Origin of the sequence: Mycobacterium asiaticum, from assembly GCF_001673365.1 — a bacterium.
Classification (GTDB): domain Bacteria; phylum Actinomycetota; class Actinomycetes; order Mycobacteriales; family Mycobacteriaceae; genus Mycobacterium; species Mycobacterium asiaticum_A.
On the sequence record NZ_LZLS01000048.1, the window covers coordinates 14,427 to 37,875 of the forward strand.

The 23,449-nt window shown below is 67.5% G+C and carries 23 protein-coding genes, 1 tRNA gene and 1 pseudogene; 7 read left to right on the forward strand and 18 right to left on the reverse strand.

The features are described from left to right. Window positions 1-94: 94 nt before the first annotated feature. From A5634_RS05380 to A5634_RS05390, 3 genes are read left to right on the forward strand one after another with little or no spacing between them, the layout of a single operon-like run. Window positions 95-1,120, forward strand: a complete 1,026-nt coding sequence (locus tag A5634_RS05380) for a YncE family protein (RefSeq protein ID WP_065143048.1) — start codon at window positions 95-97, stop codon at window positions 1,118-1,120. A gap of 53 nt (window positions 1,121-1,173) precedes the next feature. Next, the gene (locus A5634_RS05385; protein WP_081290208.1) at window positions 1,174-1,368 is read left to right on the forward strand and encodes a DUF5703 family protein; all 195 of its coding nucleotides are present in this window, start codon (window positions 1,174-1,176) and stop codon (window positions 1,366-1,368) included. A gap of 17 nt (window positions 1,369-1,385) precedes the next feature. Beyond that, on the forward strand, window positions 1,386-2,471 hold the full coding sequence (locus tag A5634_RS05390; RefSeq protein WP_172831628.1) for a quinone-dependent dihydroorotate dehydrogenase: 1,086 nt from the start codon (window positions 1,386-1,388) through the stop codon (window positions 2,469-2,471). Here A5634_RS05390 and A5634_RS05395 read toward each other — a convergent pair. From A5634_RS05395 to A5634_RS05405, 3 genes are read right to left on the reverse strand one after another with little or no spacing between them, the layout of a single operon-like run. Then, entirely contained in the window at window positions 2,468-3,055 is a 588-nt protein-coding gene (locus A5634_RS05395; protein ID WP_065143050.1) for an alpha/beta fold hydrolase, read from the reverse strand. The two genes, A5634_RS05390 and A5634_RS05395, sit on opposite strands and share 4 nt — an antisense overlap. A gap of 11 nt (window positions 3,056-3,066) precedes the next feature. Further along, complete coding sequence (locus A5634_RS05400) at window positions 3,067-3,594, reverse strand: YbhB/YbcL family Raf kinase inhibitor-like protein (RefSeq protein ID WP_065143051.1); 528 nt, start codon at window positions 3,592-3,594, stop codon at window positions 3,067-3,069. A 20-nt stretch (window positions 3,595-3,614) separates the two neighbouring features. Then, entirely contained in the window at window positions 3,615-4,955 is a 1,341-nt protein-coding gene (locus tag A5634_RS05405) for a M20/M25/M40 family metallo-hydrolase (protein ID WP_172831625.1), read from the reverse strand. Between the two features lie 109 nt (window positions 4,956-5,064). On the opposite strand from A5634_RS05405, the gene A5634_RS05410 reads away from it, so the two are divergent. The 4 genes and pseudogenes from A5634_RS05410 to A5634_RS05425 form a co-directional block, all read left to right on the forward strand. Further along, window positions 5,065-5,150 (forward strand) — tRNA-Leu (locus A5634_RS05410). Window positions 5,151-5,329: 179 nt separating this feature from the next. After that, a complete protein-coding gene (locus A5634_RS05415) occupies window positions 5,330-5,620 on the forward strand; it encodes a type II toxin-antitoxin system RelE/ParE family toxin (RefSeq protein WP_065143053.1) in 291 nt (96 codons plus the stop codon). 14 nt (window positions 5,621-5,634) lie between these two features. Beyond that, entirely contained in the window at window positions 5,635-5,946 is a 312-nt protein-coding gene (locus A5634_RS05420) for a HigA family addiction module antitoxin (RefSeq protein ID WP_172831626.1), read from the forward strand. 228 nt (window positions 5,947-6,174) lie between these two features. Further along, a pseudogene (locus A5634_RS05425) lies at window positions 6,175-6,879 on the forward strand (phosphoribosyltransferase); the annotation flags it as partial. 1 nt (window position 6,880) lies between these two features. Here A5634_RS05425 and A5634_RS05430 read toward each other — a convergent pair. The 15 genes from A5634_RS05430 to A5634_RS05500 all read right to left on the reverse strand — a co-directional run bounded on the left by A5634_RS05430 (window position 6,881) and on the right by A5634_RS05500 (window position 23,350). Continuing rightward, the gene (locus tag A5634_RS05430; RefSeq protein WP_065143055.1) at window positions 6,881-7,183 is read right to left on the reverse strand and encodes a hypothetical protein; all 303 of its coding nucleotides are present in this window, start codon (window positions 7,181-7,183) and stop codon (window positions 6,881-6,883) included. Window positions 7,184-7,243: 60 nt separating this feature from the next. Next, complete coding sequence (gene wag31, locus A5634_RS05435) at window positions 7,244-8,047, reverse strand: DivIVA-like cell division protein Wag31 (protein ID WP_065143056.1); 804 nt, start codon at window positions 8,045-8,047, stop codon at window positions 7,244-7,246. A 270-nt stretch (window positions 8,048-8,317) separates the two neighbouring features. Beyond that, window positions 8,318-8,608, reverse strand: coding sequence for a YggT family protein (locus A5634_RS05440; RefSeq protein WP_065143057.1), 291 nt, complete (start codon window positions 8,606-8,608; stop codon window positions 8,318-8,320). A gap of 169 nt (window positions 8,609-8,777) precedes the next feature. Beyond that, the gene (locus A5634_RS05445) at window positions 8,778-9,449 is read right to left on the reverse strand and encodes a cell division protein SepF (RefSeq protein WP_065143058.1); all 672 of its coding nucleotides are present in this window, start codon (window positions 9,447-9,449) and stop codon (window positions 8,778-8,780) included. Between the two features lie 64 nt (window positions 9,450-9,513). After that, entirely contained in the window at window positions 9,514-10,290 is a 777-nt protein-coding gene (locus A5634_RS05450) for a YggS family pyridoxal phosphate-dependent enzyme (protein WP_155769369.1), read from the reverse strand. A 5-nt stretch (window positions 10,291-10,295) separates the two neighbouring features. Then, complete coding sequence (gene pgeF, locus A5634_RS05455) at window positions 10,296-11,003, reverse strand: peptidoglycan editing factor PgeF (RefSeq protein WP_216638713.1); 708 nt, start codon at window positions 11,001-11,003, stop codon at window positions 10,296-10,298. A 100-nt stretch (window positions 11,004-11,103) separates the two neighbouring features. Further along, on the reverse strand, window positions 11,104-12,243 hold the full coding sequence (gene ftsZ / locus A5634_RS05460; RefSeq protein WP_065143077.1) for a cell division protein FtsZ: 1,140 nt from the start codon (window positions 12,241-12,243) through the stop codon (window positions 11,104-11,106). A gap of 258 nt (window positions 12,244-12,501) precedes the next feature. Next, window positions 12,502-13,362, reverse strand: a complete 861-nt coding sequence (gene ftsQ / locus A5634_RS05465) for a cell division protein FtsQ (protein ID WP_437339945.1) — start codon at window positions 13,360-13,362, stop codon at window positions 12,502-12,504. Window positions 13,363-13,442: 80 nt separating this feature from the next. Then, complete coding sequence (murC, locus tag A5634_RS05470) at window positions 13,443-14,912, reverse strand: UDP-N-acetylmuramate--L-alanine ligase (protein WP_065143062.1); 1,470 nt, start codon at window positions 14,910-14,912, stop codon at window positions 13,443-13,445. Further along, window positions 14,909-16,096, reverse strand: coding sequence for an undecaprenyldiphospho-muramoylpentapeptide beta-N-acetylglucosaminyltransferase (murG, locus tag A5634_RS05475; RefSeq protein ID WP_065143063.1), 1,188 nt, complete (start codon window positions 16,094-16,096; stop codon window positions 14,909-14,911). The genes murC and murG overlap by 4 nt, the downstream gene beginning before the upstream one ends. After that, window positions 16,093-17,718, reverse strand: coding sequence for a putative lipid II flippase FtsW (ftsW, locus tag A5634_RS05480; protein WP_065143064.1), 1,626 nt, complete (start codon window positions 17,716-17,718; stop codon window positions 16,093-16,095). The genes murG and ftsW overlap by 4 nt, the downstream gene beginning before the upstream one ends. Before the next feature lie 5 nt (window positions 17,719-17,723). Continuing rightward, window positions 17,724-19,175 (reverse strand): UDP-N-acetylmuramoyl-L-alanine--D-glutamate ligase, encoded by a 1,452-nt coding sequence (gene murD / locus A5634_RS05485; RefSeq protein WP_065143065.1) that lies wholly within the window; start codon window positions 19,173-19,175, stop codon window positions 17,724-17,726. After that, the gene (gene mraY / locus A5634_RS05490) at window positions 19,168-20,253 is read right to left on the reverse strand and encodes a phospho-N-acetylmuramoyl-pentapeptide-transferase (RefSeq protein ID WP_065143066.1); all 1,086 of its coding nucleotides are present in this window, start codon (window positions 20,251-20,253) and stop codon (window positions 19,168-19,170) included. Before mraY ends, murD begins: the two co-directional genes overlap by 8 nt. Further along, on the reverse strand, window positions 20,250-21,791 hold the full coding sequence (locus A5634_RS05495) for a UDP-N-acetylmuramoyl-tripeptide--D-alanyl-D-alanine ligase (protein ID WP_065143067.1): 1,542 nt from the start codon (window positions 21,789-21,791) through the stop codon (window positions 20,250-20,252). The genes mraY and A5634_RS05495 overlap by 4 nt, the downstream gene beginning before the upstream one ends. Next, the gene (locus A5634_RS05500) at window positions 21,788-23,350 is read right to left on the reverse strand and encodes a UDP-N-acetylmuramoyl-L-alanyl-D-glutamate--2,6-diaminopimelate ligase (protein WP_155769367.1); all 1,563 of its coding nucleotides are present in this window, start codon (window positions 23,348-23,350) and stop codon (window positions 21,788-21,790) included. Before A5634_RS05500 ends, A5634_RS05495 begins: the two co-directional genes overlap by 4 nt. Window positions 23,351-23,449: the final 99 nt, after the last annotated feature.

A 23,449-nucleotide genomic window follows, 5' to 3' on the forward strand; every position in this document is an offset into this window, starting at 1 on the left:
CGCTGTACCGCTTTACGTGGTCAACATCGCGATATTGGGCGCGATAACGTTCCTTAGAATTTCATTTGTGTCGTTGACGTACGGGAGACAACGGTTGCTGTCAGAGTGGCAGAAAGCAATTCATCAGCGCATTGCCGCCGGAATGGTTTTGCTAAGTTTGGTGACCGCGTGCTCGTCGAATCCGCTTGCGGCCACCCCGCCCACCATCGAACCGGCGCGGGCCGCCGTCTCCCCGCCGTCGCAGAACCCTGCGGGCACCGTGCAACCCCTTGGCGGTCGCCCCCAGACCGCGCTGTTCGACCCCGGTTCCCGTCAGCTGGTGGTTTTGTGCCCCGGCGCCGACGCCGCGGCGCCGGCCAGCATTGCGTTGGTCGGTGGTCAGGGCGCGCCGAAGGTAATCACGCTGCCTGGATCCGCGACTGCACTGACCGGGGACGGACAGGGCACGGCCTACCTGGCGGGCCGCGGCGGCTACGTCACGGTCAATCTCTCCACCGGCCAGATCGCGGCGACGACCGTCGCCGACACCCAGCAGTTCACCGCCATTGCGCGCCGCGCCGACGGCAGGCTCGTGTTGGGCAGCGCCGACGGCTCGGTGTACCTACTGGGCGGCGACGGCTCCGTGACCAGTCACAGCAAGATCTTCGCGCGCGTCGATGCCCTTGTGACACAAGGGAATACCGCGGTCGTGCTGGATCGCGGTCAGACCTCGGTGACTACTATCGGCGCCGACGGGCACGCCGAGCAGGCCCTGCGCGCGGGCGAAGGCGCGACCACGCTGGCCGCCGATCCGCAGGGCCGGGTGCTGGCCTCCGACACGCGCGGCGGCCAACTGCTGGTCTACGGCGTTGACCCGCTGATACTGCGTCAGGCTTTCCCGGTGCGCCAATCGCCGTACGGGCTGGCCGGGTCCCGGGATTTGACCTGGGTGTCCCAGACGGCGACCAACACGGTCATTGGTTACGATCTGTCCACCGGAATACCCGTGGAAAAGGTGCGTTACCCAACCGTGCAGCAACCTGACTCGCTGGCCTTCGACGAGGCGTCGGGCACCCTCTACGTGGTATCGGGTTCGGGTGCGGGAGTCCAGAGTATCGAGCATGCGGCGGGCAGGCCGTGAGCAGCGGGCGAGCACCGCGGTGGAGCCGGTTGCCCGCGGGCTGGGAAGCAGACATGTCCGATGAGTACGAGTGGGCACCGTTGCGGCTACCGCCGGACGTCACCAGACTCAGCGCGTCCACCCGGCTGTCCATCGAGGCTGAATACCGCGGCTGGGAGCTGACCCGGGTTCGGCTCTACACCGATGGCAGTCGACGAGTGTTGTTGCGCCGCAAGAAGTCTCGTTCCCTAGATCAGCCGGAACAGTGACGGACCCGCAGCCTGGACTGTACGGACTGCTGCGTAGCATGCTGTTCCGGGTACCGGCCGAACGCGTGCACACTCTGGTTTTCGCGGGGTTGCGCGGTGTCAGCGCCATCGCCCCCGCGCGGCGCGGCCTGAGACGACGGCTCGGGCCCGTCGACCCTGTGGTGGCCAGCACCGTGTTCGGGGTCCGCTTTCCCGGCCCGCTCGGTCTGGCGGCTGGTTTCGACAAGGATGGCACCGGGCTATCCACTTGGGGTGCAATGGGTTTCGGCTACGCCGAAATTGGAACCGTGACCGCCCACGCCCAGCCCGGCAACCCGTCGCCGCGGCTCTTCCGGCTACCGGATGATCATGCGCTACTGAACCGGATGGGCTTCAACAATCACGGTGCCGGAGCGCTGGCGGCGCGGCTGGCCCAGCATGTCCCGGACGTTCCGCTCGGGGTGAATATCGGTAAGACCAAGTCGACGCCGCCCGAGCGGGCCGTCGAGGACTACCGGGCCAGCGCGCGACTGCTGGCTCCGCTGGCGTCGTATCTGGTGGTCAACGTCAGCTCGCCGAACACTCCGGGGCTGCGCGATCTGCAGGCGGTCGACTCGTTGCGCCCGATCCTGTTGGCGGTGTTGGCCGAGGCGGCCACGACGCCGGTGCTGGTCAAGATCGCGCCGGACCTTTCCGACTCGGATGTCGACGACGTCGCGGATTTGGCCGTGGAGTTGGGGTTGGCCGGCATCGTGGCGACCAACACGACCGTGTCGCGCGAGGGACTGCGCACACCCGGGGTGCAGGAGTTAGGTGCCGGCGGCATCTCCGGGCCGCCGGTTGCCCAGCGCGCGATCGAAGTGCTGCGCCGGCTTTATGACCGCGTTGGGGACCGGCTGACACTGATCAGCGTCGGCGGTATCGAGACCGCCGACGACGCCTGGGAGCGCATTACCGCGGGTGCCTCGCTGCTGCAGGGCTACACGGGCTTCATCTACGGCGGAGGCTTGTGGGCCAAGAACATTCACGGCGGTATCGCTCGCCGGTTGCACGACGGGGGGTTCGCCTCGCTCAGTGACGCGGTGGGTTCGGCGGCGCCCAACCGGGGCCGACCGCCCGACTAGTCCGGGCTGGAATCAGTGAGGTAGTCGGCCACGAAATCAGAGGTTCGACGATGCCATTCCCGCCAGCGGCGCATCATGTTGTGGCCAACACCCTCGATACCCACCCATTGCGCATCCAGCCCGCGCTCCTGGGCACGCAACGTCTGGGCGCGCGACAGCCTCGGATCGGTGCGGACGTCGGCGGTGCCGTGCAAGACCAGCAGTCGTGTCCCCGCCGGGATCAGATCACCTTTGCCGCCGTACCACCAGGGCGCCAGGGCCACCACCGCACCTACCTCATCGAGCGCGGACAGATGCGCCGCCACTCGGCCGCCCATCGAATGGCCTACCAGCGCAACCTTTTTCGGCTCATAGCGTCGGCGCATCTGGCCCAGGACGGCTCGTGCGTCGTGCACCGGATCCAGGCTGGGACTGTTCCAGCCGCGCAGTCGGTACTGCACCCGTCGCACGACGACGTCCGAACCTAGCCGCCGCCGCAACGCCGCGGCCAGGAACACCATGCGAAGGTTGGCCAGCTGCCACCAGCGCGACGGTTGATCACTGCGGATCATGCCGCCTGGAAGCACCAGCACCAATCCGCGCACCGTCGCAGTGCTTAAGTCTGTTCGTAGGTGCCGTGAATGACAGCCCGAGCGATCGCGTGCTGAAACAGGTTGAATCCCAGGTATGCCGGGCTGGCGTCCTCGCTGAGATCCAGTTTGTCGACATCCAGCGCGTGCACGGCCACGTAGTACCGGTGCGGGCCGTGGCCGGGAGGCGGCGCGGCACCGATGTAGCGACGCTGCCCGGCGTCGTTGACCAGGGTGAGCGCGTCACCCGGCAGGTTGCTGCCGTCGCCGACACCGGCGGGCAGTTCGGTGACATCTGCGGGCAGGTTGGCCACTGCCCAGTGCCAGAACCCGGACGCGGTCGGGGCGTCGGGGTCGTAGACGGTGACCGCGAAGCTGCGGGTCTCCTCGGGGAATCCCGACCAACTCAGCTGCGGGCTGACGTCCTCACCACCCGCGCCCATGATTCCGCTGACCTGCGGGTTGGCCAGCGGCTCTCCGTCGGTGATCGATGCCGAGGTCAGGTCGAACGACGGCAGCTCGGGCAGCGCGTCGTAAGGGTTGGGCACGGCCATGGGTGAGTCCTTTCCGGTAGTCAGCAATGGGTGAGAAGGTGTTCGAGCACTTTGGTACCGAAGCGCAGCGCGTCGATGGGTACCCGCTCATCGACCCCGTGGAACAACGAGGTGAAGTCCAGGTCCGGCGGCAGCCGCAGCGGGCTGAAGCCGAAGCAACGAATTCCCAAGCGCATGAAGGCCTTTGCGTCGGTTCCACCGGACAGCATGTACGGTACCGTGCGCGCTTCGGGGTCATGTGCGAGCACCGCGGCGTTCATCGCGTCCACCAGATCGCCGTCGAAAGAGGTCTCATAGGAGCTCAGGCTCCTGATCCATTCGCGGGTCACGTCGGGCCCGAGCAGCGCGTCCACCTCGGCTTCGAATGCCGCCAGCCGGCCGGGCAGCACCCGGCAGTCCACCACCGCCTCGGCCGTCGCCGGTACCACGTTGGCCTTGTAGCCCGCTTTGAGCATCGTGGGGTTGGCGGTGTCATGCAGCACCGCCTTCAGCATCCGCGCCATCGGGCCAAGCTTGTCGATCATCCCGTCGAGATCCGGTGAGTTGACGTCGAAGGGCAGGCCCGTTTCTTCGCTGACGGCGGCCAGGAATTCGGCGACGGTGTCGGTGCACACCAGCGGAAACTGATGCCGGCCCAGGCGTGCCACCGCTTCGGCGACGGCGGTGACCGCGTTGTTGTCGTGCACCATCGAGCCGTGGCCGGCGCGGCCCCGCGCGGTCAAGCGCATCCACTGGATACCCTTCTCGGCGGTCTCGATCAGGTAGAGGCGACGCTCGCCGCCGTCGCGGCGCGGCACGGTCAGCGAGAAGCCACCCACCTCGCCGATGGCTTCAGTGACACCGTCGAACAGTTCGGGCCGGTTGTCGACCAGCCACTGACCTCCGTAAGTGCCGCCGTGTTCCTCGTCGGCAAGGAACGCGAAGACCAGGTCACGGGGCGGCACGATCCCCGCGCGCCGGAAATGCCTGGCCAGCACGAGCGTCATACCCACCATGTCTTTCATGTCGACCGCACCGCGGCCCCAGACATAGCCGTCCTCGATCGCGCCGGAGAACGGATGCACGCTCCAATCCGCCGGCTCGGCGGGCACCACATCGAGATGACCGTGGATCATCAGGGCACCGCGCGAGCGGTCCGCCCCGGCCAAACGGGCGAAAACGTTGCCCCGCCCAGGCGCTCCGGACTCGACGTATTCGGTTTCATAGCCGACCTCGGACAGTTGCTCGGCGATCCATTGGGCGCACTCCGCCTCGCCCTTGGTGGTTTCCAGTTCACCGGTATTGCTGGTGTCGAACCGGATCAATCGGCTGACAACCTCGGCCACTTCGTCGGCCGGGTCGATCTCACGGGTCACAGTCACCTTTCCTACCACTGTTGAGCGCACTCAGCGTGCCTCGCTCCCCGGGGCCAGCCCAGTTGGGCGCGCGCGCGCCGATCCGATAGCCTTAGCTGCCAACTCAGTTGGTTGGGTCCGAGTGGCGGAATGGCAGACGCGCTAGCTTGAGGTGCTAGTGCCCTACTAATGGGCGTGGGGGTTCAAGTCCCCCCTCGGACACCGTGTGTGATGAGATTCCGCGTTTTCCAACTGCTCCTTGACCTGGTCGAGCGCCATGCCGCGAAAGCTACGCCGCACCTCCGACAAGTCGAGTGCCCGTGGCAGTAGACATTCCCCCGGGTGGCCGCCCGATTGCTAACGCTTGTCGTTAGTAACGGCCAACGTTAGTATGGAGACTTGTGATCCGCTCGTTCAGCGACAGCGACACCCAGAAGATCTGGGAGCTGCGCTGTCCGAAGGGGATCAGCAAGGATCTGGCGAAAGCGGCTCGCCGGAAGATGCAGATCCTCGACGCCGCAGAAAACATCAACGATCTACGGGTTCCTCCGGGGAACCGCTTGGAAAAGCTGACGGCCAAGGGCGGTCGCCAAGGGCAATACAGCATCCGCGTCAACGACCAGTACCGAATCTGCTTCAAGTGGCGCGACGGCGGCGCGGACAACGTTGAACTCGCTGACTACCACGACTGAGAAAGGAGCAAGCAGTGGCCGATTTCAAGGCCGATTTCGCCCCCACCCACCCCGGCGAGATCCTCGCCGAAGAGTTCCTGGCACCCATGGAAATCACCGCCTACCGTCTCGCGAAGGAAATCGGCGTACCCCAGACTCGCCTGAGCGAGATTATCGGCGGCCGGCGGGGCATCACGGCTGACACTGGGTTGCGGCTGTCGCGGGCACTAGGCCTCAGTGACATGTTCTGGATCAACCTACAGGCGCGCTACGACGCCGACATGGTCCGCATCGACAAGAGCGCCGAACTCGAGCGCATCCAGCCACTGGCTGCGCGCACTGGCTGATTCAGAAAAGCCAACCGGTCCTCACGCCGCATCCGGGCTAATACCTGGTAGCTCTGTGGGGATAGAAAGTCCACCCTCGGACACCGTGCGGCTCGAGCGCCAAATCCCGTGCGTCACATCTATCACTGGCCAGAGACATACGTGTGTTTGCCCGGCTCATAGCGACACACACCCGAGCGCAACCTGACCACGGCTAGGCTGGATATGGCCCGCAGCCGGAAGTGTGAGATGACCCCACCAAGAGGCTTTCTCCGGCGGACGTCGACGCGAAAGTTCCGCGACCGCCACGACGCGGGCCGTGTGCTGGCCGAAGCCCTGTCGTCCTACCGCGGCAAATCCGATCTTTTGGTCCTCGGGCTTGCTCGGGGCGGCGTCCCCGTGGGGTGGGAGGTTGCCGCAGCTCTGGGTGCCGACCTGGACGTTTTCCTGGTCCGCAAGCTCGGTGTGCCGCACTGGCCGGAACTGGCGATGGGAGCGCTGGCCAGCGGCGGGCGTGTGGTGATGAACGACGACGTAGTGGCCAACCTCAGGATCAGCGACGAGCAGGTGCGAGCGGTTATCGAGAGCGAGACGGCCGAACTCACCCGTCGTGAGCACGCGTATCGGGGTGGCCGGGCCGAGGCGGATCCGCGCGGCAGAACCGTGATTTTGGTCGACGACGGCATCGCCACCGGAGCGAGCATGTTGGCCGCGGTCCGGGCGGTGCGGGCGGCGGGCCCTCGGTCGCTGGTCGTGGCGGTGCCGGTCGGCCCGCTTTCAGCGTGCCGGCAGCTGGGCGCGGAAGCCGATGACGTGGTGTGCGCGACGGTACCGCCCGATTTCGACGCCGTCGGACAGGTCTACGGCGATTTTCATCAGGTAAGTGACGACGAGGTCCGCGACCTGCTGGCCAGACCGGCCAAGGGGCCGTTCAACGACACCCCGGCGCGCTGAACTACTTGTTGCTCTCGTCGCCGGCCGCCGCGGTTTCCTCGGATTCGGCGTCCGCCTCTTCCGGGTAGTCGACGGCGGCCTCGTCGGCCGGTTCATCCTCGTCGCGCTCTTCGCCGTCGGCATCATCCTCGTGGCCGCCCGCATCACGCTGCTGGCGTTCCCGAACGGCGTCGATGATCAACAGGATCACGCCCAGCACACTGGCGCCGATACACACCCACGCGACCAGTTCATTGCTGGTAACGACGGCGAACACCAGCGCGACCAGCCCGATGAGGGCTAATACGAGCGCAATGATCAGCATTGGTCATCCTCCCGCCGGCGAGGTGCCGGAGCGCGTTCGGGCCGAGCTACCTGCCCGAGGCTAGTTGTTGCCCCGATTGAATTGGTCAAACCCGCCCGAGTCCGCGCTGGAGTCAACCGGCGCCGCCGATCCACGCTGCCCGAGTTCCTCGAGCTGGGATTCCAGGTAGGTCTTGAGGCGGGTGCGGTATTCACGCTCGAACGTCCGCAGCTGTTCGAGGCGGCCTTCGAGCACCGTGCGCTGCTGGTTGATGGTTCCCATGATTTCGGAATGCTTGCGTTCGGCGTCGGCTTGCAGCGCGTCGGCCTTTTCCTGGGCCTGGCGCAGCTGGGTCTCGGAACGCGACGTGGCGTCGGCGAGCATCGCGTCGGCCCGCTGGCGGGCCTCGGCGACCGTGGTCTCGGCGGTGTGCCGGGCCTCGCTGAGGATCTGGTCCGCATTGGCGCGAGCATCGGACAGCATTTTGTCCGACTCGGCCTTGGCGGTGCTGGTCAGGCGGTCTGCGGTGTCCTGGGCCAGGCTGAGCACGCGGGCGGCCTTGAGCGCCTGCTCCTCGTTGCTGCTCGACGACGACGGCGCGGGGGCTGCGACCGGGGCGGGCTTGGCCGGCTCCGGCTCGGGCTCGTAAGCGGGGATCGGCTGAGCGACGGTCGGAGCTGCAGCGGTGCCGCCTCCCCCGGCGGCCAGCTCCTGGTCCAGCTCGGCGATCCGCTGACGCAGATCGGAGTTCTCCTCAATGAGCCGGGTCAGTTCGTTCTCCACCAGGTCAAGGAAGGCGTCTACCTCGTCCTCGTTGTACCCGCGTTTGCCGATAGGCGGCTTACTGAACGCCACATTGTGGACGTCGGCAGGTGTAAGCGGCATTCTTTTTGTCCCCTCGAGTTCCTGGACGGTCAAACAATCTGGAAAGTGTAGAACGGAGCGGTAGCCGTCTGGCAACTGCCGTCCATCCTGTCACACCAGACTCGGCGGTTGCCGATTGGAGCAATAAATAAGGACAGATTGCATTCTCTTTTGAGCTCTGCAGCCAAATAAATCACATCCCTTAGATTCCAATTATCAGGCGAATCAAACTTGTCGCCTAATCGTGGCCGAACCGTCTCTTTGCTACATCCAAGCAGTGACAGTAAGGCGTTACGCGGCCGCTCCGAACGCCAGTTGCATGCCGATGAACGCCACCAGCAACAGCACCAGGATGGACAGGTCTAAGCGGACGGCGCCGATAGTGATCTGCGGGATGAGCCGGCGCAGCAGTTTCACCGGCGGGTCGGTGACCGACATGATGATTTCCAGGATCACCACGGTGATGCCGGTGGGACGCCAGTCCCGGCTGAACGAGCGGATCCACTCGATGACGACCCGCGCAATGAGCAGCAGCCAGAACGTGAAGAGTGCAAACCCCAGGATCTGAAAGAACAGCACCAACGAGAGACCGACCTTATCGACGAGAATGATGAGAACGTCTGCCGCCCTATGAGCGGCGACCGCAAGCCTACCGACCCGCCCGCGCGTGGCAGGCTCGGCACGCAATCAGCCCGGCCGGACAACTGTGCTCCGACCGGGCTAATCAGCGGTGGCTCGCCTTTGAGTAAGCCTATTGGTAAGCGTAGAAACCGGTTTCGGCGATCCGGCGACGCTCCTCCGGGGACACGTCGACGTCCGCCGGCGACAGCAGGAAGACCTTCGTCGCGACCTTGTCGAAGGAGCCCCGCAGCGCGAACGCAAGGCCAGCGGCGAAGTCGACCAATCGCTTGGCATCGGCGTTGTCCATCGACACCAGGTCCATGATGACCGGCGTGCCGTCGCGGAACCGCTCACCGATGGTGCGCGCCTCGCTGTAGTCCTTGGGCCGCAGCGTGGTGATCTTCGACAGCGGGTGGCCTTCCTCGAACATCATCGCCATGCGGCGCGGGTCCATCGCCAACGCACCGCGGGTGGAGTTGCGTAGCCACGACCCCAGCCGCGGACGGCTCATGTCCGGGCGGTCGAACTCGCGGGGTGCGAAGCGTCCCTCGTCGGGGTAGCCGCCGCGGTAGCTACTAGGCGGCGGGTAGTCGGTCGGCTCGCCCCGCATGTCGCCGCGTGGGTCGCGGCGAGGGTCGTCGTATTCGCGGTCGCGTTCGCGCCCTTCATAACGGCCGTACTCGTCGTCGAATCGGGGCCGCGAATAACCGCGGGACGGCGCCCGGTCGTCGTAATACTCGTCGTCGTAATCCTCCATCGGAGCCATACCGAAGTAGGCCTTGACCTTGTGCAGAGTGCTCATCGTGCGACCCCTTCTAGCCTGGGATATATGTTGTTTGTGATGAAGGTGTGACTCGAGTGACTATTCACGGTGACCGTAACCGGCGATGACCCAATAGCGCGGTACCGACACGCACACACGTCGAACCATGTTTTACGGCGATTTCCAAGTCGTTGGACATCCCGGCGGACAGACCGACCGCGTTGGGGAACGCCCTACGCACCCGGCTGTGCTCGGATTGCAGCCGGTCAAAGGCCTGTTCAGGCTCCCAGTCCAGTGGCGGAACACCCATCAGACCGATCAGTTCCAGGCTGCGCGAACCCTCGACCTGTCCGCAGATTTCGTCCACCGCACCGGGCGTGCTGATGTCGACACCGCCGCGCGACGCGTCACCGTCGAGGCTGACCTGAACATAGACCCGCAGCGGGTTGCTTCGCCGTTGCTCGCTTAAGGCACCCGCTACCGCCCGGTCCAGCGCGGTCACCAGAGCGGCGCTGTCGACCGAGTGCACGGTATGGGCCCAGCGGGCGACGGCCCTGGCTTTCTTGCGCTGGATCTGACCCACCATGTGCCACTGCATTTCCCGAGAGGTGCGCTGGCGGGTCGCTGCCAACAAGCGGGCAAGCTCGGCCATTTTCGCCGAGGCTTCCTGCTCTCGTGATTCGCCGACGGCGCGACATCCCAAGCGGGACAAAATCGCCACGTCGGTCGCCGGAAAAAACTTGGTGATCGGAAGGAGTTCGATCTTCCCGACATCGCGGCCGGCCGCCAACGCGGCTCCCGCGAGCCGTGATCGCACCGCGGCCAACGCCCGCGTCAATTCCGATTGGCGCTCCGTTTGCGCTGAATCTTCGGCCGTCACTGCGGTCATTCCATCCACACCAAGGACGCCAGCCGGCCGGTCGGCGCACCGCGCCGATGGCTGAACAGCGTCGGGTCGGCCAAAGTGCAACGCGGGTCGACATCGATGGACGTCACGCCCAAACCTCTTAGGTGAGCGGCGATTCCGGCGCGAAGGTCGAGTCCGGGAGTTCCGGCCGCGGTCTTGGTGCGACTGCCCGGCAACGCCGCCTCCACCTCGGCGGCCATCGCCTCGGGCACTTCGTAATTGGGGCCGCTGATCGCCGGCCCCAACAGCACCGAGATGTCGGCGGTCTGCGCTCCCAGCGCCACCATCGCCTCGACGGCACGGACGACCACGCCCCGCCGGGCGCCGACACGGCCAGCGTGTACCGCACCCACGACGCCGGCCCGCGCGTCGGCCAGCAGCACCGGCACACAATCGGCCGTCACCACCGCCAGCGCCAATCGTGGCGTGCGCGTCACGACTCCGTCAGTGTCGTCCAGCGCCGTATCCCGGGGGCCGTCGACCACTTCGATACGGTCGCCGTGCACCTGGTTCATCCACACCACCCGGTCGGCGGACAACCCGATGGCCCTACTGAGCCGCGCCCGGTTCGCCGCCACGGCGGCCGCGTCGTCGCCGACGTGATCACCCAGATTGAAAGTGTCGAACGGTGGCTTCGACACACCGCCCGCCCGGGTGGTGGTCACCCGGCGGATACGAACGCTCACATTCCTAGTATCTGGAAGTTGTTGCCCACCAAGGCCCATCGACGTCGAGCCACTATGTTTCGTGGCCGGTTTGTCGCGCGGCGGCAAGCAAAACGAGACCTCAGCGGCGCATGAACGGCGGCACGTCGACGTCATCGTCGTCACCGCCGATGCTCAGCGTCGCACCGTTGGTGTGAACCGGCACGCTGACCGCGTCGACCGGTTCGAACAGTGTCGAAGTGAGCTTGCCGGCCTTAGCCGTTTCGATGCGGTGCGCTCCACCGCTCTCGTTGCCGGTGACCGGCTTGCGCCCGGGCCCGGCGTCAAAACCGGCCGCGATGACCGTGACGCGCACCTCGTCGCCGAGCGAGTCGTCGATCACGGTGCCGAAGATGATGTTGGCGTCCTGATGGGCGGCGTCTTGCACCAGCGAGGCGGCCTCGTTGATCTCGAACAGGCCCAGGTCGCTGCCGCCGGCGATCGACATCAGCACGCCCTGCGCCCCCTCCATCGAGGCTTCCAGCAGCGGCGAGTTGATCGCGATCTCGGCGGCCTTGAGCGAGCGGCCCTCGCCGCGCGCGGAGCCAATGCCCATCAGGGCGGTGCCCGCCCCGGACATGATGCCCTTGACGTCGGCGAAGTCGACGTTGATCAGACCCGGCGTGGTGATCAGGTCGGTGATGCCCTGCACACCGTTGAGCAGCACCTCGTCGGCGCTGCGGAACGCGTCCATCAGCGACACGGCGGCGTCGCCCATCTGCAGCAGCCGGTCGTTCGGGATGACGATCAGCGTGTCGCAGCTTTCCCGCAGCGCGGTGATGCCGTTTTCGGCCTGGTTGCTGCGCCGCTTGCCCTCGAAAGAGAACGGTCGAGTGACGACGCCGACGGTCAGCGCGCCCAGCTTGCGAGCGATGCTGGCGACCACGGGTGCGCCACCGGTGCCGGTGCCGCCGCCTTCGCCGGCAGTGACGAACACCATGTCAGCGCCGCGAAGCAGTTCCTCTATCTCTTCCTTGGCGTCCTCGGCGGCCTTCTTGCCCACCTCGGGGTCGGCGCCGGCGCCCAAGCCACGGGTCGAGTCGCGGCCGACGTCGAGCTTGACGTCGGCATCGCTCATCAACAACGCCTGCGCGTCGGTGTTGATCGCGATGAACTCCACGCCTTTGAGGCCTTGTTCGATCATCCGGTTGACGGCGTTGACGCCGCCACCACCGATGCCCACGACCTTGATGACAGCCAGATAGTTATGTGGGGGGGTCATCATTCGTCTTCCTCCCTGATGGGCTCAGTTCCCTAGTCTCTGCGGTGTGTCTGCTTGCAAAACCCTCAACCTCAACCATAGAGTTAGAGTTATGTCAAGTAGTTCCGCGTAACCAGAACCGTATGGGTACGACGGGCACTAACCGCGCAGGCGCGCCGACGCGCCACACGGATTTTTCGTTTGCGCCGAGCGTCAAGCTGGCTTCACATTCGACGCCGAGCGTGAAGCCAGCTTCACGTTCGGCGGAAGACGTACGGCCTACTTGACGGTCGGGAGATCCGGGCTGGACACGTCGTAGGTGCGCCCGGGCTGGGTTAACAGCGCGGCCAGCTTCTCGGCCTTCTCCTCGGCGCGGTCCGTGGTCCCCCAGATCACCACGCGGCCGTCGGCCAGGGTGAGCGTGATCGATGACACCGATGGCGCCGCGATCCGTCCCACCTGGCTGGCAACCTCGGGCCGCAGCGTGCTCAATACCTTCAGCGCGGCCAGCGTGGCCGGATCGGTCGGCCCCGGATTCTCTACTTCGATATAGGGCAGCGCGGGCGGTGGCGGGTCGGTCGCGAAATCGACGCCGTCCCGGTCGAACAGGTGCGGGCCGTCCGCGAAGTCCTTCACCACCACCGGAACCCGTTCGACGATGGTGATCCGCAGCGCCGAGGGGTACTGGCGCTGCACCCGGGCGCTGGCGACCCGCCGAATCGCGGCCACCCGGTCGGCGACCTGGTTGGTGTTGATCTGCAACAACGGCGTTCCGATCCGCACCTGCGCGGCGTCGAGGACTTCCTCGCGAGTTACCACCCCGGTCCCGGTGACCACGATGTTGCGCGCCGACATTGCGGGGGTGAAATACAGAATCAGCCCGAGCCCGATTCCAACCACCACCAGCAGCACCGTGGCGAGCAACATCCGCAGACCCCGAACCACGCCGCGCGCAACGGGTTTGGGCTCGCTGACGATATGCCCCTTGGCGCGCCGCTTGGCCTCACGACGGGCCTGTTCGATCGCGGTGGCACGGGCCTGAGCAGCGCGCCGCTCGGCGCGTTCCCGGCGGGCCCGGCGACGCGGCCCCTCGACGTCCTCTTCAACTGCGGGGTCCGGGTCGCGGGTTTCGGTCGTGATCGGTTCGGTGGCGGCCTCGCCCGGATCGGCGGCAGCTTCGTCGGGGGCCGGCTCAGTCGCTTCGTCGGACTCGGACTCGCTCACTGCGACTCCCCCGGCCGCCCGAGTGCCCCGCGGTTAGCCCGCTGTCGCAGCGCATTCACGATTTCGGGTCCCAGCAATGTCACATCGCCCGCACCCATCGTGACGACAATGTCGCCCGGGCCGGCCACGGCCGCAACCTCGCTGGCCACCACTGAGAAGTCCGGTAGGTAGTGCACCGGCGCACTCACGTGTTCGGCGACGCTGGCACCGCTGATGCCGGCCAGCGGCTGTTCGCGCGCGCCGTAGACGTCGAGCACGAACACCTCGTCGGCGCCACTTAGTGCCTGACCGAATTCGTGCGCGAAAGCCTTTGTCCGAGAATATAAATGGGGCTGAAAGACAACCAGTAGTCGGCCGCTGCCACTGTGCAGGAGCACCGCGCGCACCGCCGCCAGCGTCGCGCTGACTTCGGTGGGATGATGAGCGTAGTCGTCGAACACCCGCACCGAGCTCGCGGTGCCGACCAGCTCGAAGCGGCGGCGCACGCCCTCGAACGAGGCCAGGCCGTCGAGCACCTCGTCGATTGACGCGCCGACCTCGGTCGCCGCCAGGAGGGCGCCCAGCGCGTTGAGCGCCATGTGACGGCCGGGCACCGACAACCGCATCACCCGCGGCTGCGCCGCGGGGTCGATCTCCGGAGCCAGCTGGATATGGGCGACAGCCTCGGTCCCCTGCTGCTCCCAGGACAGCAACCTCGCCGCCAGGTCCGACTTGTCGGACCCGTAGCGCAGCACCCGGATGCCCAGCTCGGCCGTGCGCTGCGCCAGTGCCGCCGAACCGGGATCGTCGGTGCACACCACCAGGGCGCCGCCGGGGGCCAACCGCTCCACGAACGAGTCGAACACCCCGACGTAGGCGTCGGTGCTGCCATAGAAATCCAGGTGATCGGACTCGATGTTGGTGACCACCGCGACGTTGGGGGTGTACTCCAACAGCGTGCCGTCGCTCTCGTCGGCTTCGGCCACGAACAGGTCCCCGCTGCCGTGGTGGGCGTTGGTGCCGGCCTCCCCCAGTTCGCCACCCACCGCAAACGACGGGTCGCGCCCACAGTGCTGCAGCGCGACGATCAGCATCGACGTCGTCGTGGTCTTGCCGTGGGTGCCGGTGACCATCAGGGTGGTGCGCCCGGCCATCAGCTTCGCGAGCACCACCGGCCGTAGCACCACCGGGATGCCGCGGCGCCGGGCTTCGACCAGCTCGGGGTTGGTCTTGGGGATGGCGGCGTGGGTGGTGATGACCGCGGTGACGCCGCCGGGCAGCTGGTCCAGCGACGACGCGTCGTGGCCGATGCGGATCAGCGCGCCGCGCGCCAGCAGGGCGTGCACGCCGCGCGACTCCTTGGCATCCGAACCCGACACCTGGCCACCACGGTCCAGCAGGATGCGGGCGATGCCCGACATGCCGGCCCCGCCGATGCCGACCATGTGCACCCGCTGCAACTCGGGCGGCAGCTGCTCGGCGGTCAACGCCGTCCTCCCGTCGCCCTGGCAATGTCCAGCGCGGCCTGAGCCACCTGTCGGGCCGCATCGCGGTGTCCGACCTGGGCGGCTGCCGTCGTCATCGCGGCCAGTCGCGGCGCGTCGGTGAGCAGTCCGGACACTTCGCGCGCCACTAGATCCGGGGTCAGGGCGGCGTCGGCGACCAGCATGCCGCCGCCGGCGTTGACCACCGGCAGCGCGTTGAGCCGCTGCTCGCCGTTGCCGATCGGCAGCGGCACATAGATGGCCGGCAGACCGACGGCGGATACCTCGGCCACCGTCATCGCCCCGGACCGGCAGATCACCAGATCGGCGGCCGAGTAGGCCAGGTCCATCCGGTCGAGGTAGGGCACCGCGACGTAGGGCGGATCGCCGGGGTCGGGGGTGCGCAGCTCGAGGGTGTTCTTGGGTCCGTGCGCGTGCAATACGGAAACGCCGGCGGCGGCCAGGGCGGCGGCGGCCCCCGACACCGCGCGGTTGAGCGAGACCGCCCCCTGCGAACCGCCGAACACCAACAGCACCCGGGCATCCTCGGTGAACCCGAAGTGGGCGCGCGCTTGGGCGCGCAGCGCGGCCCGGTCCAGCGCCGTGATGGCCGCCCGCACCGGCACGCCCACCACTTCGGCGCGGCGCAGACCCGAATCGGGTACCGCGGACAGGATGCGGTCGGCCGAGCGGGCGCCCACCCGATTGGCCAGGCCCGCGCGGGCGTTCGCCTCGTGGATCACCACCGGTATGCGCCGGCGTCTGCGTCCCGAAAAGCGACCGCCACGGGCGGCCAGATACGCGGGCAGTGCTACATAGCCGCCGAACCCGATGACCACATCGGCGTCGACGCCGTCGAGCACCGCCCGGGTCTCGCGAACCGCCCGCCACACCCGAGGTGGCAGCCGGGCCAGGTCACCGCTGGGTTTGCGCGGCAGCGGTACCGGGGTGATCAGCTCCAGGTGATAGCCGCGTTCGGGCACCAACCGCGTCTCGAGTCCGCGCGCGGTGCCCAGCGCGGTAATCCTGATCTGGGGGTCCAGTGCGCTCAGTGCGTCGGCGACGGCCATGGCGGGCTCCACATGCCCGGCGGTCCCCCCGCCGGCCAGCACGACCGAGAACGCGGCACCGGCGGGCAGGGGACTCGCCCCTGGCCCGCCGGTCGACTCGCTGACCTTGTCGTTCACCCGTAACGCTGACCTTCCAATGCTCGTACGCGCCGTGTCTGGCGCTGGCCGGCGTAGCGCTGGCCAGATCCATGATGCCCCTCGCGCAAGTGACCGCTGCCCCCAGATCGCCGCGCCGTGCGAGGCAGACTCTTCTTCTTGGTCTGCTGCGGAGGACGGGGCGTGCGACGAGTGGGTTGTTTAGCCGCTTGCGGCTGTGGACGTTTGCGGTCGCGGAACGCCTCGAGCCGGCTCGGCACGTAGGGTTCCGGCAGCGGCAACCGCAGCAGCCGGTTCACTTTATCGTCGCGCCCGGCGCGCAGCGCGGCCACCGCTTCGGGCTCATGTCGGGCGGCACTGGCGATGATGCCGATCTGGGTCAGGGTCGCGGCCGTGGACGTTCCGCCAGCCGAGATCAGCGGCAGTTGCAAGCCGGTGACCGGCAGCAGGCCGATCACGTAGCCGATGTTGATGAACGCCTGGCCCAGCACCCACAACGTTGTGGTCGCGGTGAGCAGTCGCAGAAACGGGTCGGCGGAGCGCCGGGCAATACGCATGCCCGTGTAGGCGAACAGACCGAACAGTGCCAGCAGCCCAACCGCGCCGATCATGCCCAGTTCCTCGCCGATGATCGCGAAGATGAAGTCGTTGTGCGCGTTGGGCAGATAGTTCCACTTGGCCACGCCCTGCCCCAGGCCGTCGCCGAAGATGCCGCCGTGCGCGAGCGCGTACTTGGCCTGGCGGGCCTGATAGCCCGAGTCCATCGGGTCGTCTTCGGGGTTGAGCCAGGACCGCACCCGGTCGGACCGGTACCCGGCGGACACAGCCAAAATGCCGCCAGCGACGAAGACCGCGGCCAACGAGGTCAGGAACACGCGAAGCGGCAGGCCGGCGTACCACAGCAGGCCCAGCAGGATGATGCCCAGCGAGACCGTCTGTCCGAGGTCGGGTTGGGCGACGATCAGGGCCAACGCGACGATCGCGGCCGGCACCAGCGGCACCAGCATCTCGCGCAGCGACGCGCGTTCCATGCGGCGGGCGGCCAGCAGGTGCGCGCCCCAGATGGCGAACGCCATCTTGGTCAGCTCGGAGGGCTGCATGGAAAAGCCGGCGACCACGAACCAACCGCGGGAGCCGTTGGCTTCCTTGCCGATGCCCGGGACCAGCACCAGCACCAGCAGCACGATGGTGAACGCGAAGCCGGTGAACGCGATGCGACGCATGAATCGCACAGACATGCGCAGCGCGACGTAGCAGCCGACCAACCCGACGCAGGTCCACAGCACCTGCTTGCCGAAGATGATCCAGGCCGAACCGTCGTCGTCGTAGGAGCGCACGCCCGAAGCCGACAGAACCATGATCAGACCCAGCGTGGTCAGCAGGGCGGCGACGGCGATGATCAGGTGAAACGAGGTCATGGGCCGACCCAGCCAGGCACCGAACGCGGTGCGCGGACCGCTCAGTGCGGATTTGGCGGTGCTGCTCTTCGCGCTGGTTTCCCCGCCGACGGTTGGGTCGCCGTCCGGTGCGTCCGTCGGCTCAATGTCGGACGTCTCAGTGTCGGTGGCCTCAGCGTCGGACGACTTGGTCGTGTCTTCCTTCTTGTTTTCCCGGCCCAGGAACCGGGTCAGTGCGATACCCACACCGCCTACCGGACCGCGGCGCGGACAGCGGCGGCGAACGCGTCGCCACGTGCGCCGTAGCCGGTGAACTGGTCGAACGATGCGCCCGCGGGTGCCAGCAGCACGGTGTCGCCGGGTTTGGCCATGTCGCGGGCGGCGGCCACGGCCGCAGTCATCACGCGGGTGCCGATGGCAGCCTCGGCGTTATCAACTTGTGTCACATCAGCAACAGAAACCACACCAGTCGCATGCATCTCAATATCCTCGCCTGTAACAACCTGTACGACGGGGACATCTGGCGCGTGTCGTGATAACGCCTCGGCAACCTCTGCTCGATCTCGACCGAATAGCACCGCTGCGACCAGGCGCGGCGCGATGCGCGCCACCTCCGCATCCACGGACGCGCCCTTGAGCAGGCCGCCGGCCAGCCACACCACCCGCTCATAGGCCAGCACGGAGGCTTCGGCGGCATGGGGGTTGGTGGCTTTTGAATCGTCGACGTAGGTGACCCCGTCCGCGACGGCGATCACCTCCGAACGGTGCCGGCCGGGTCGGAACGCGGCGACGGCTCGGGCAATCGCGTCCGCGGGCACGTCGACCGCGCGGGCCAGCGCGGCCGCAGCCAGGGCGTCGAGCACACCGACCGGACCTGGCACCGGAATAGAGGTGGCCGGCAACAGCGGTAGATCCTCGGCGAATGCGCGGTCGACCAATCGTCCGTCGCGCACACCGAGTTCCCCCGGCGCAGGCTCGCCGAGCCGGAAGCCGACGCGCACTGGTGCGGGTGCGGTGTCGCGCAGCGCGGCGGCGCGGGTGTCGTCCAGCCCGACGACCGCGACGCGGCCGGTCAGGACCCTTGCCTTGGCCGCGGTGTAGTCGGCCATGGTGTGGTGCCAGTCCAGATGATCCTCGGCGATATTGAGCACCGCACCCGCCTCGGGCAGCAGCGACGGCGCCCAATACAACTGGAAGCTGGACAGCTCCACGGCGAGCACGTCGGCGGGCTGGCCCAACACGTCGAGGATCGGATCGCCGATATTGCCACAGAGCAGACTGCGCAGTCCGCCGGCGATCAGCATGTCGTGCAGCATCGAGGTGGTGGTGGTCTTGCCGTTGGTGCCGGTCACCACCAGCCAGCGCCGCGGCGGCCCGTAATGACCGGCCGCGTCCAGGCGCCAGGCCAACTCGACATCGCCCCAGATCGGCACCCCGGCCGCCACGGCGGCCGCCAGCACCGGTGTGGTCGGCTGGAACCCAGGGCTAGTCACCACCAGCGCATAGTCAGCGATCTGGTTGATGGCGGTCGCGGGGTCCACGGTCAGCACGCCGGTTTCCGCATACGGCGCCAACATGGCCGGGTCGTCGTCGCACAAGGTCGGCGTGGCGCCGTAGCCGGTCAACGCCGCGAGCACCGCGCGCCCCGTCACCCGTGCGCCGGCAATCAGAACGGGCGCACCCGGCGCCAGCGGATCAATCACTGGTCGGGCTCAGGGCCAGAAAGTCTCCGTAGAACAAAGCGACACCGAGACCACAGCTGATCGCGGTGAGCAACCAGAACCGGATGATGACCGTGGTTTCTGCCCAGCCGACCAACTCGAAATGATGATGAAAGGGTGCCATCCGGAAGACCCGCCGCCCGGTAGTTCGGAACGCCACGATCTGCACCACCACCGAGGTGACCTCGGCGACGAACAACGACCCCAACACGACGGCGAGAATCTCGGTGCGGCTGGTGACCGAGATGCCGGCGATGATGCCGCCCAGTGCCAGCGACCCCGTGTCGCCCATGAAGATCTTGGCCGGCGCGGCGTTCCACCACAGAAACCCGATGCAGGCACCGGCGGTCGCGGCCGCCACGAGCGCCAGGTCCAGCGGGTCGCGCACGTTGTAGCAGCCGGCCTTCAGCCAGTCCGCGCAGGAATGGCGGAATTGCCAGAAGGTGATCAGCACGTACGCGGCGCTCACCATCGCCATGCAGCCCGCGGCCAGGCCGTCCAGCCCGTCGGTGAAGTTCACGGCGTTCGACCAGGCGCTGACCACGATCACGCAGAAGATCACGAACAACAGCGGCACGAAGGCGATGGTGGCGATCTCGCGCACGTAGGACAGGTTCGGACTGGCAGGTGTCTGGCCGGTGGAGTCGGGGAACTGCAGCACCAACACGCCGAACAGCACGGCAGCGGCGATCTGACCGATGGTCTTGGCCGTCTTGTTCAGCCCCAGGTTGCGCGACCGGCGGATTTTGATCAGGTCGTCGAGGAACCCGACGCCACCCAGTGCGGTGGCCAACCCGAGGACCAGCAGGCCAGATATGGAGACGCCTTCACCGTCGAACGCCAGCCCGAACAGGTGGGTGCCCAGGTAGCCGGCCCAGATACCGGCCAGGATTGCCACCCCGCCCATCGAGGGCGTACCCCGCTTGGTGTGGTGGCTCGGCGGGCCGTCTTCGCGGATCTGATGACCGAATCCCTGCCTGGTGAACAGCCGGATCAGCACCGGGGTCAGCAGGATCGACACGGTCACCGCGATGGCGACGGCGATCAGGATCTGTCTCACGGGCGCGCGCCCCCAGCGTCAGCGCCACTTTCGGCAACCAGCGCGTCGGCCAGCGCGCCCAGGCCCGCCGAGTTGGAGGCCTTGACCAGGATCACGTCACCGGGTCGCACCTCGGCGCGCAACAACGAAAGGGCGGCATCACGACCGTCCACCTGCACGGCTCCCCGATCACCGTCAGACCCCCACGAGCCCTCCATCACCGCACCCTGGTGCATGGCGCTCATCGACCTCCCGGTTCCGACGACAACAAGTCGAGACACATCTAATCGCACCGCGAGTCGACCGATGCGATCGTGCTCGGATATCGCGTCGTCACCGAGTTCGGCCATCTCCCCCAGCACCGCCCAGCTGCGCCTGCCTGATTCGGCGCGGCCCGCCCCGCCGTGCGCGATCCAGGCCAGCGCTTGCAGGCCGGCGCGCATCGAGTCGGGGTTGGCGTTGTAGGCATCGTCGATCACGGTCACGCCGTCGGCGCGGGTCCGCACGTGCATCCGGTGCCGCGACACCGGTCCCGCGGCGCCGAGCGCGGCCGCAACCTGGGCGAGGGTCGCTCCGCACTCCAGTGCGACCGCGGCCGCGCACAGCGCGTTGCCGACCTGGTGGTCGCCGTAGACACCGAGCTGAACCGCTGCGGCCTCGGTGCCGGCGTGCAGGGTGAATCGCGGACGGGCCAGTTCGTCCATCGACACCGGGCCGGCGTAGACGTCGGCCTGTTCCGAGCCGGTGCTGCCCCGGCTGACCCGGACCACCCGCGCCGAGGTCACCTCGGCCATGGCAGCGACGGCCGGATCGTCGGCGTTGAGGATGACCACGCCCGAGGACGGAACAGATTGCGGCAGTTCGGATTTGGTTTGCGCGATGATCTCCCGGGAGCCGAATTCACCTAGGTGCGCGGTGCCCACGTTGAGTACGACGCCGATCGCCGGCGGCGCGATTCGCGCCAGCGCGGCGATGTTACCGGGATGACGTGCCGACATCTCCAGGATCAGGTAGTCGGTGTCGCGGGTCGCCCGCAGCACCGTCCAGGGATGACCGAGCTCGTTGTTGAAGGACCCGGGCGGGGCGACCACCTCACCCAGCGGTTCGAGTACCGCCGCCACCAGATCCTTAGTGGACGTCTTGCCCGACGAGCCGGTGATCCCGATGATCGTCAGTCCGCCGGCCACCAACTCAGCGGCAACCGCCTTGGCCAGGGTGGCCAACGCGGCCAACACCGCCGCGCCCGATCCGTCGCTGTCATGCTCGAGCACCCCGGCGCGGCCGTCTTCGGCCTGGTGCGGCCTGACCACGATCGCGGGTACGCCGACGGGCCGGGCGGCCAGCACCGCAACCGCGCCGCCCGCCACCGCCGAAGCCGCATGGTCGTGCCCATCGGCGCGTGCGCCGGGCAGCGCCAGAAACAATCCGCCCGGACCGATTGCACGCGAGTCGAACTCGACGGTCCCGGTTACACGAGTACTCGCGGCCTGCTGCGGCGTGATGTCGGCCAGTGCGCCGCCGACGATTTCGGCGATCTCGGCGACGGTCAGGTCGATCACGAGCGGGCCCCCAACGCCTCGAGTGCCTCAGCCAGCTCCACCCGGTCGTCGAACGGGCGGAGTTCGTCGGCGCTGCGCTGCCCGGTCTCGTGGCCCTTGCCAGCGACCAGCACCACATCGCCGGGTCTGGCCCAGGCGACCGCGTGCCGGATCGCCTCGCGCCGATCACCGATCTCAACGACTTGCGCTTGGGTATCGACTTCGGTTGCGCCGCTGACTATCTCGCGCCGGATCGCCGCGGGGTCCTCGCTGCGCGGATTGTCGTCGGTGACGACGACCAGGTCGGCTAGTTCGGCGGCCACCGCACCCATCGGCGCGCGCTTGCCCGGGTCTCGATCCCCGCCGGCGCCGAAAACCACGGCCAGCCGACGGTCCGGTCGCACCAGGGTGGCCAGCACGGCACGCAACGCGCCCGGTTTGTGGGCGTAGTCCACCAGGGCCAGGAAGTCCTGGCCGCGGTCGACTTGTTCCAGTCGGCCCGGCACCTGGGTTTGCCGCAGTCCCGGCACCGCCTGCTCCGGAGAAACCCCTACTTCATCGAGAAGGGCAAGCGCCACAAGGCAATTGGCGATGTTGTAGTGCCCGGGCAGGTCGATGCCGATGTGGTGATGCACCCCGGCCGGGTCGACCGCGGTGAACTGCTGGCCGGCGGCTCCGCTGGGTGTCACGTCGATGGCCAGCCAGTGCGCGGATTGCCCGGTGACGCTGACGGTGATCGCGTCGCCGGCCCGCTCGGCCATGGCGCGTCCGGCGTCGTCGTCGATGCACACCACCACCTTGCGAGCCCGCAACGGCGAAGCCGGATCGAACAACAACGCCTTGGCCTCGAAGTAGTCGGTCATCGTCGGGTGAAAATCCAAGTGGTCGCGCGACAGGTTGGTGAAACCGCCGACCGCGAACTCGGTGCCGTCCACCCGGCCCAGGGTCAGTGCGTGGCTGGACACCTCCATGACCACGGTGTCCACTCCGCGTTCGGCCATCGCCGCGAACATCGCCTGCAGCGCGGGCGCCTCGGGGGTGGTCAGCGCGCTGGGAATGTCGGTCCCGTCGATCCGAATCCCGATGGTCCCGACCAGCCCGGCGACGCGGCCTGCCGCCCGCAGCCCGGCCTCGACCAAATAGGTCGTGGTGGTCTTTCCGGAGGTGCCGGTGATTCCGATGACGGCAACCTGATCCGACGGGCGCCCGTACACCTTGGCCGCCAAGTCGCCCAGCACGCCGCGCGGGACCGGATGCACCAGAACCGGTACGCCGGTAGCCAGGGCGCCCATCGCCGCCACGCCGTCAGAATCGGTGAGTACGGCGACCGCGCCGCGTTCGATGGCCGCGTCGACATGCCTGGCACCGTGCGTTGTGGAGCCGGGCAGCGCCGCGAACAAGTCACCTGGTTCAACGTCCTGGGCACGCAGCGTCACACCGGTGATCAGCACGTCCGTGGCAGGCGGCGTAGCTGCGATTTGTGCCGCTAACACCGCAAGCGGTACGCCGGCGACGGTGCGCGGACGTAACCCGGTGGGCACCAACTCCGCCACGGGCACCACCTCCGTCCGGACACCGATCTTGCAGAGTTGTTCCCGAGATCGCTCGGCCTTGACACCCTACCCAGAGGCAAGCGACCACACGCAGAGCCGCGCCAGCGCGGTACGGGTAGGGCTGTG

Excerpts from the sequence above, each read along its gene's own strand:
- A5634_RS05385 (WP_081290208.1), top strand. The coding sequence starts at position 1,174 with ATGTCCGATGAGTACGAGTGGGCACCGTTGCGGCTACCGCCGGACGTC.
- A5634_RS05400 (WP_065143051.1), bottom strand. The coding sequence starts at position 3,594 with ATGGCCGTGCCCAACCCTTACGACGCGCTGCCCGAGCTGCCGTCGTTC.
- A5634_RS05430 (WP_065143055.1), bottom strand. The coding sequence starts at position 7,183 with ATGCTGATCATTGCGCTCGTATTAGCCCTCATCGGGCTGGTCGCGCTG.
- wag31 (WP_065143056.1), bottom strand. The coding sequence starts at position 8,047 with ATGCCGCTTACACCTGCCGACGTCCACAATGTGGCGTTCAGTAAGCCG.
- A5634_RS05445 (WP_065143058.1), bottom strand. The coding sequence starts at position 9,449 with ATGAGCACTCTGCACAAGGTCAAGGCCTACTTCGGTATGGCTCCGATG.
- ftsZ (WP_065143077.1), bottom strand. The coding sequence starts at position 12,243 with ATGACCCCCCCACATAACTATCTGGCTGTCATCAAGGTCGTGGGCATC.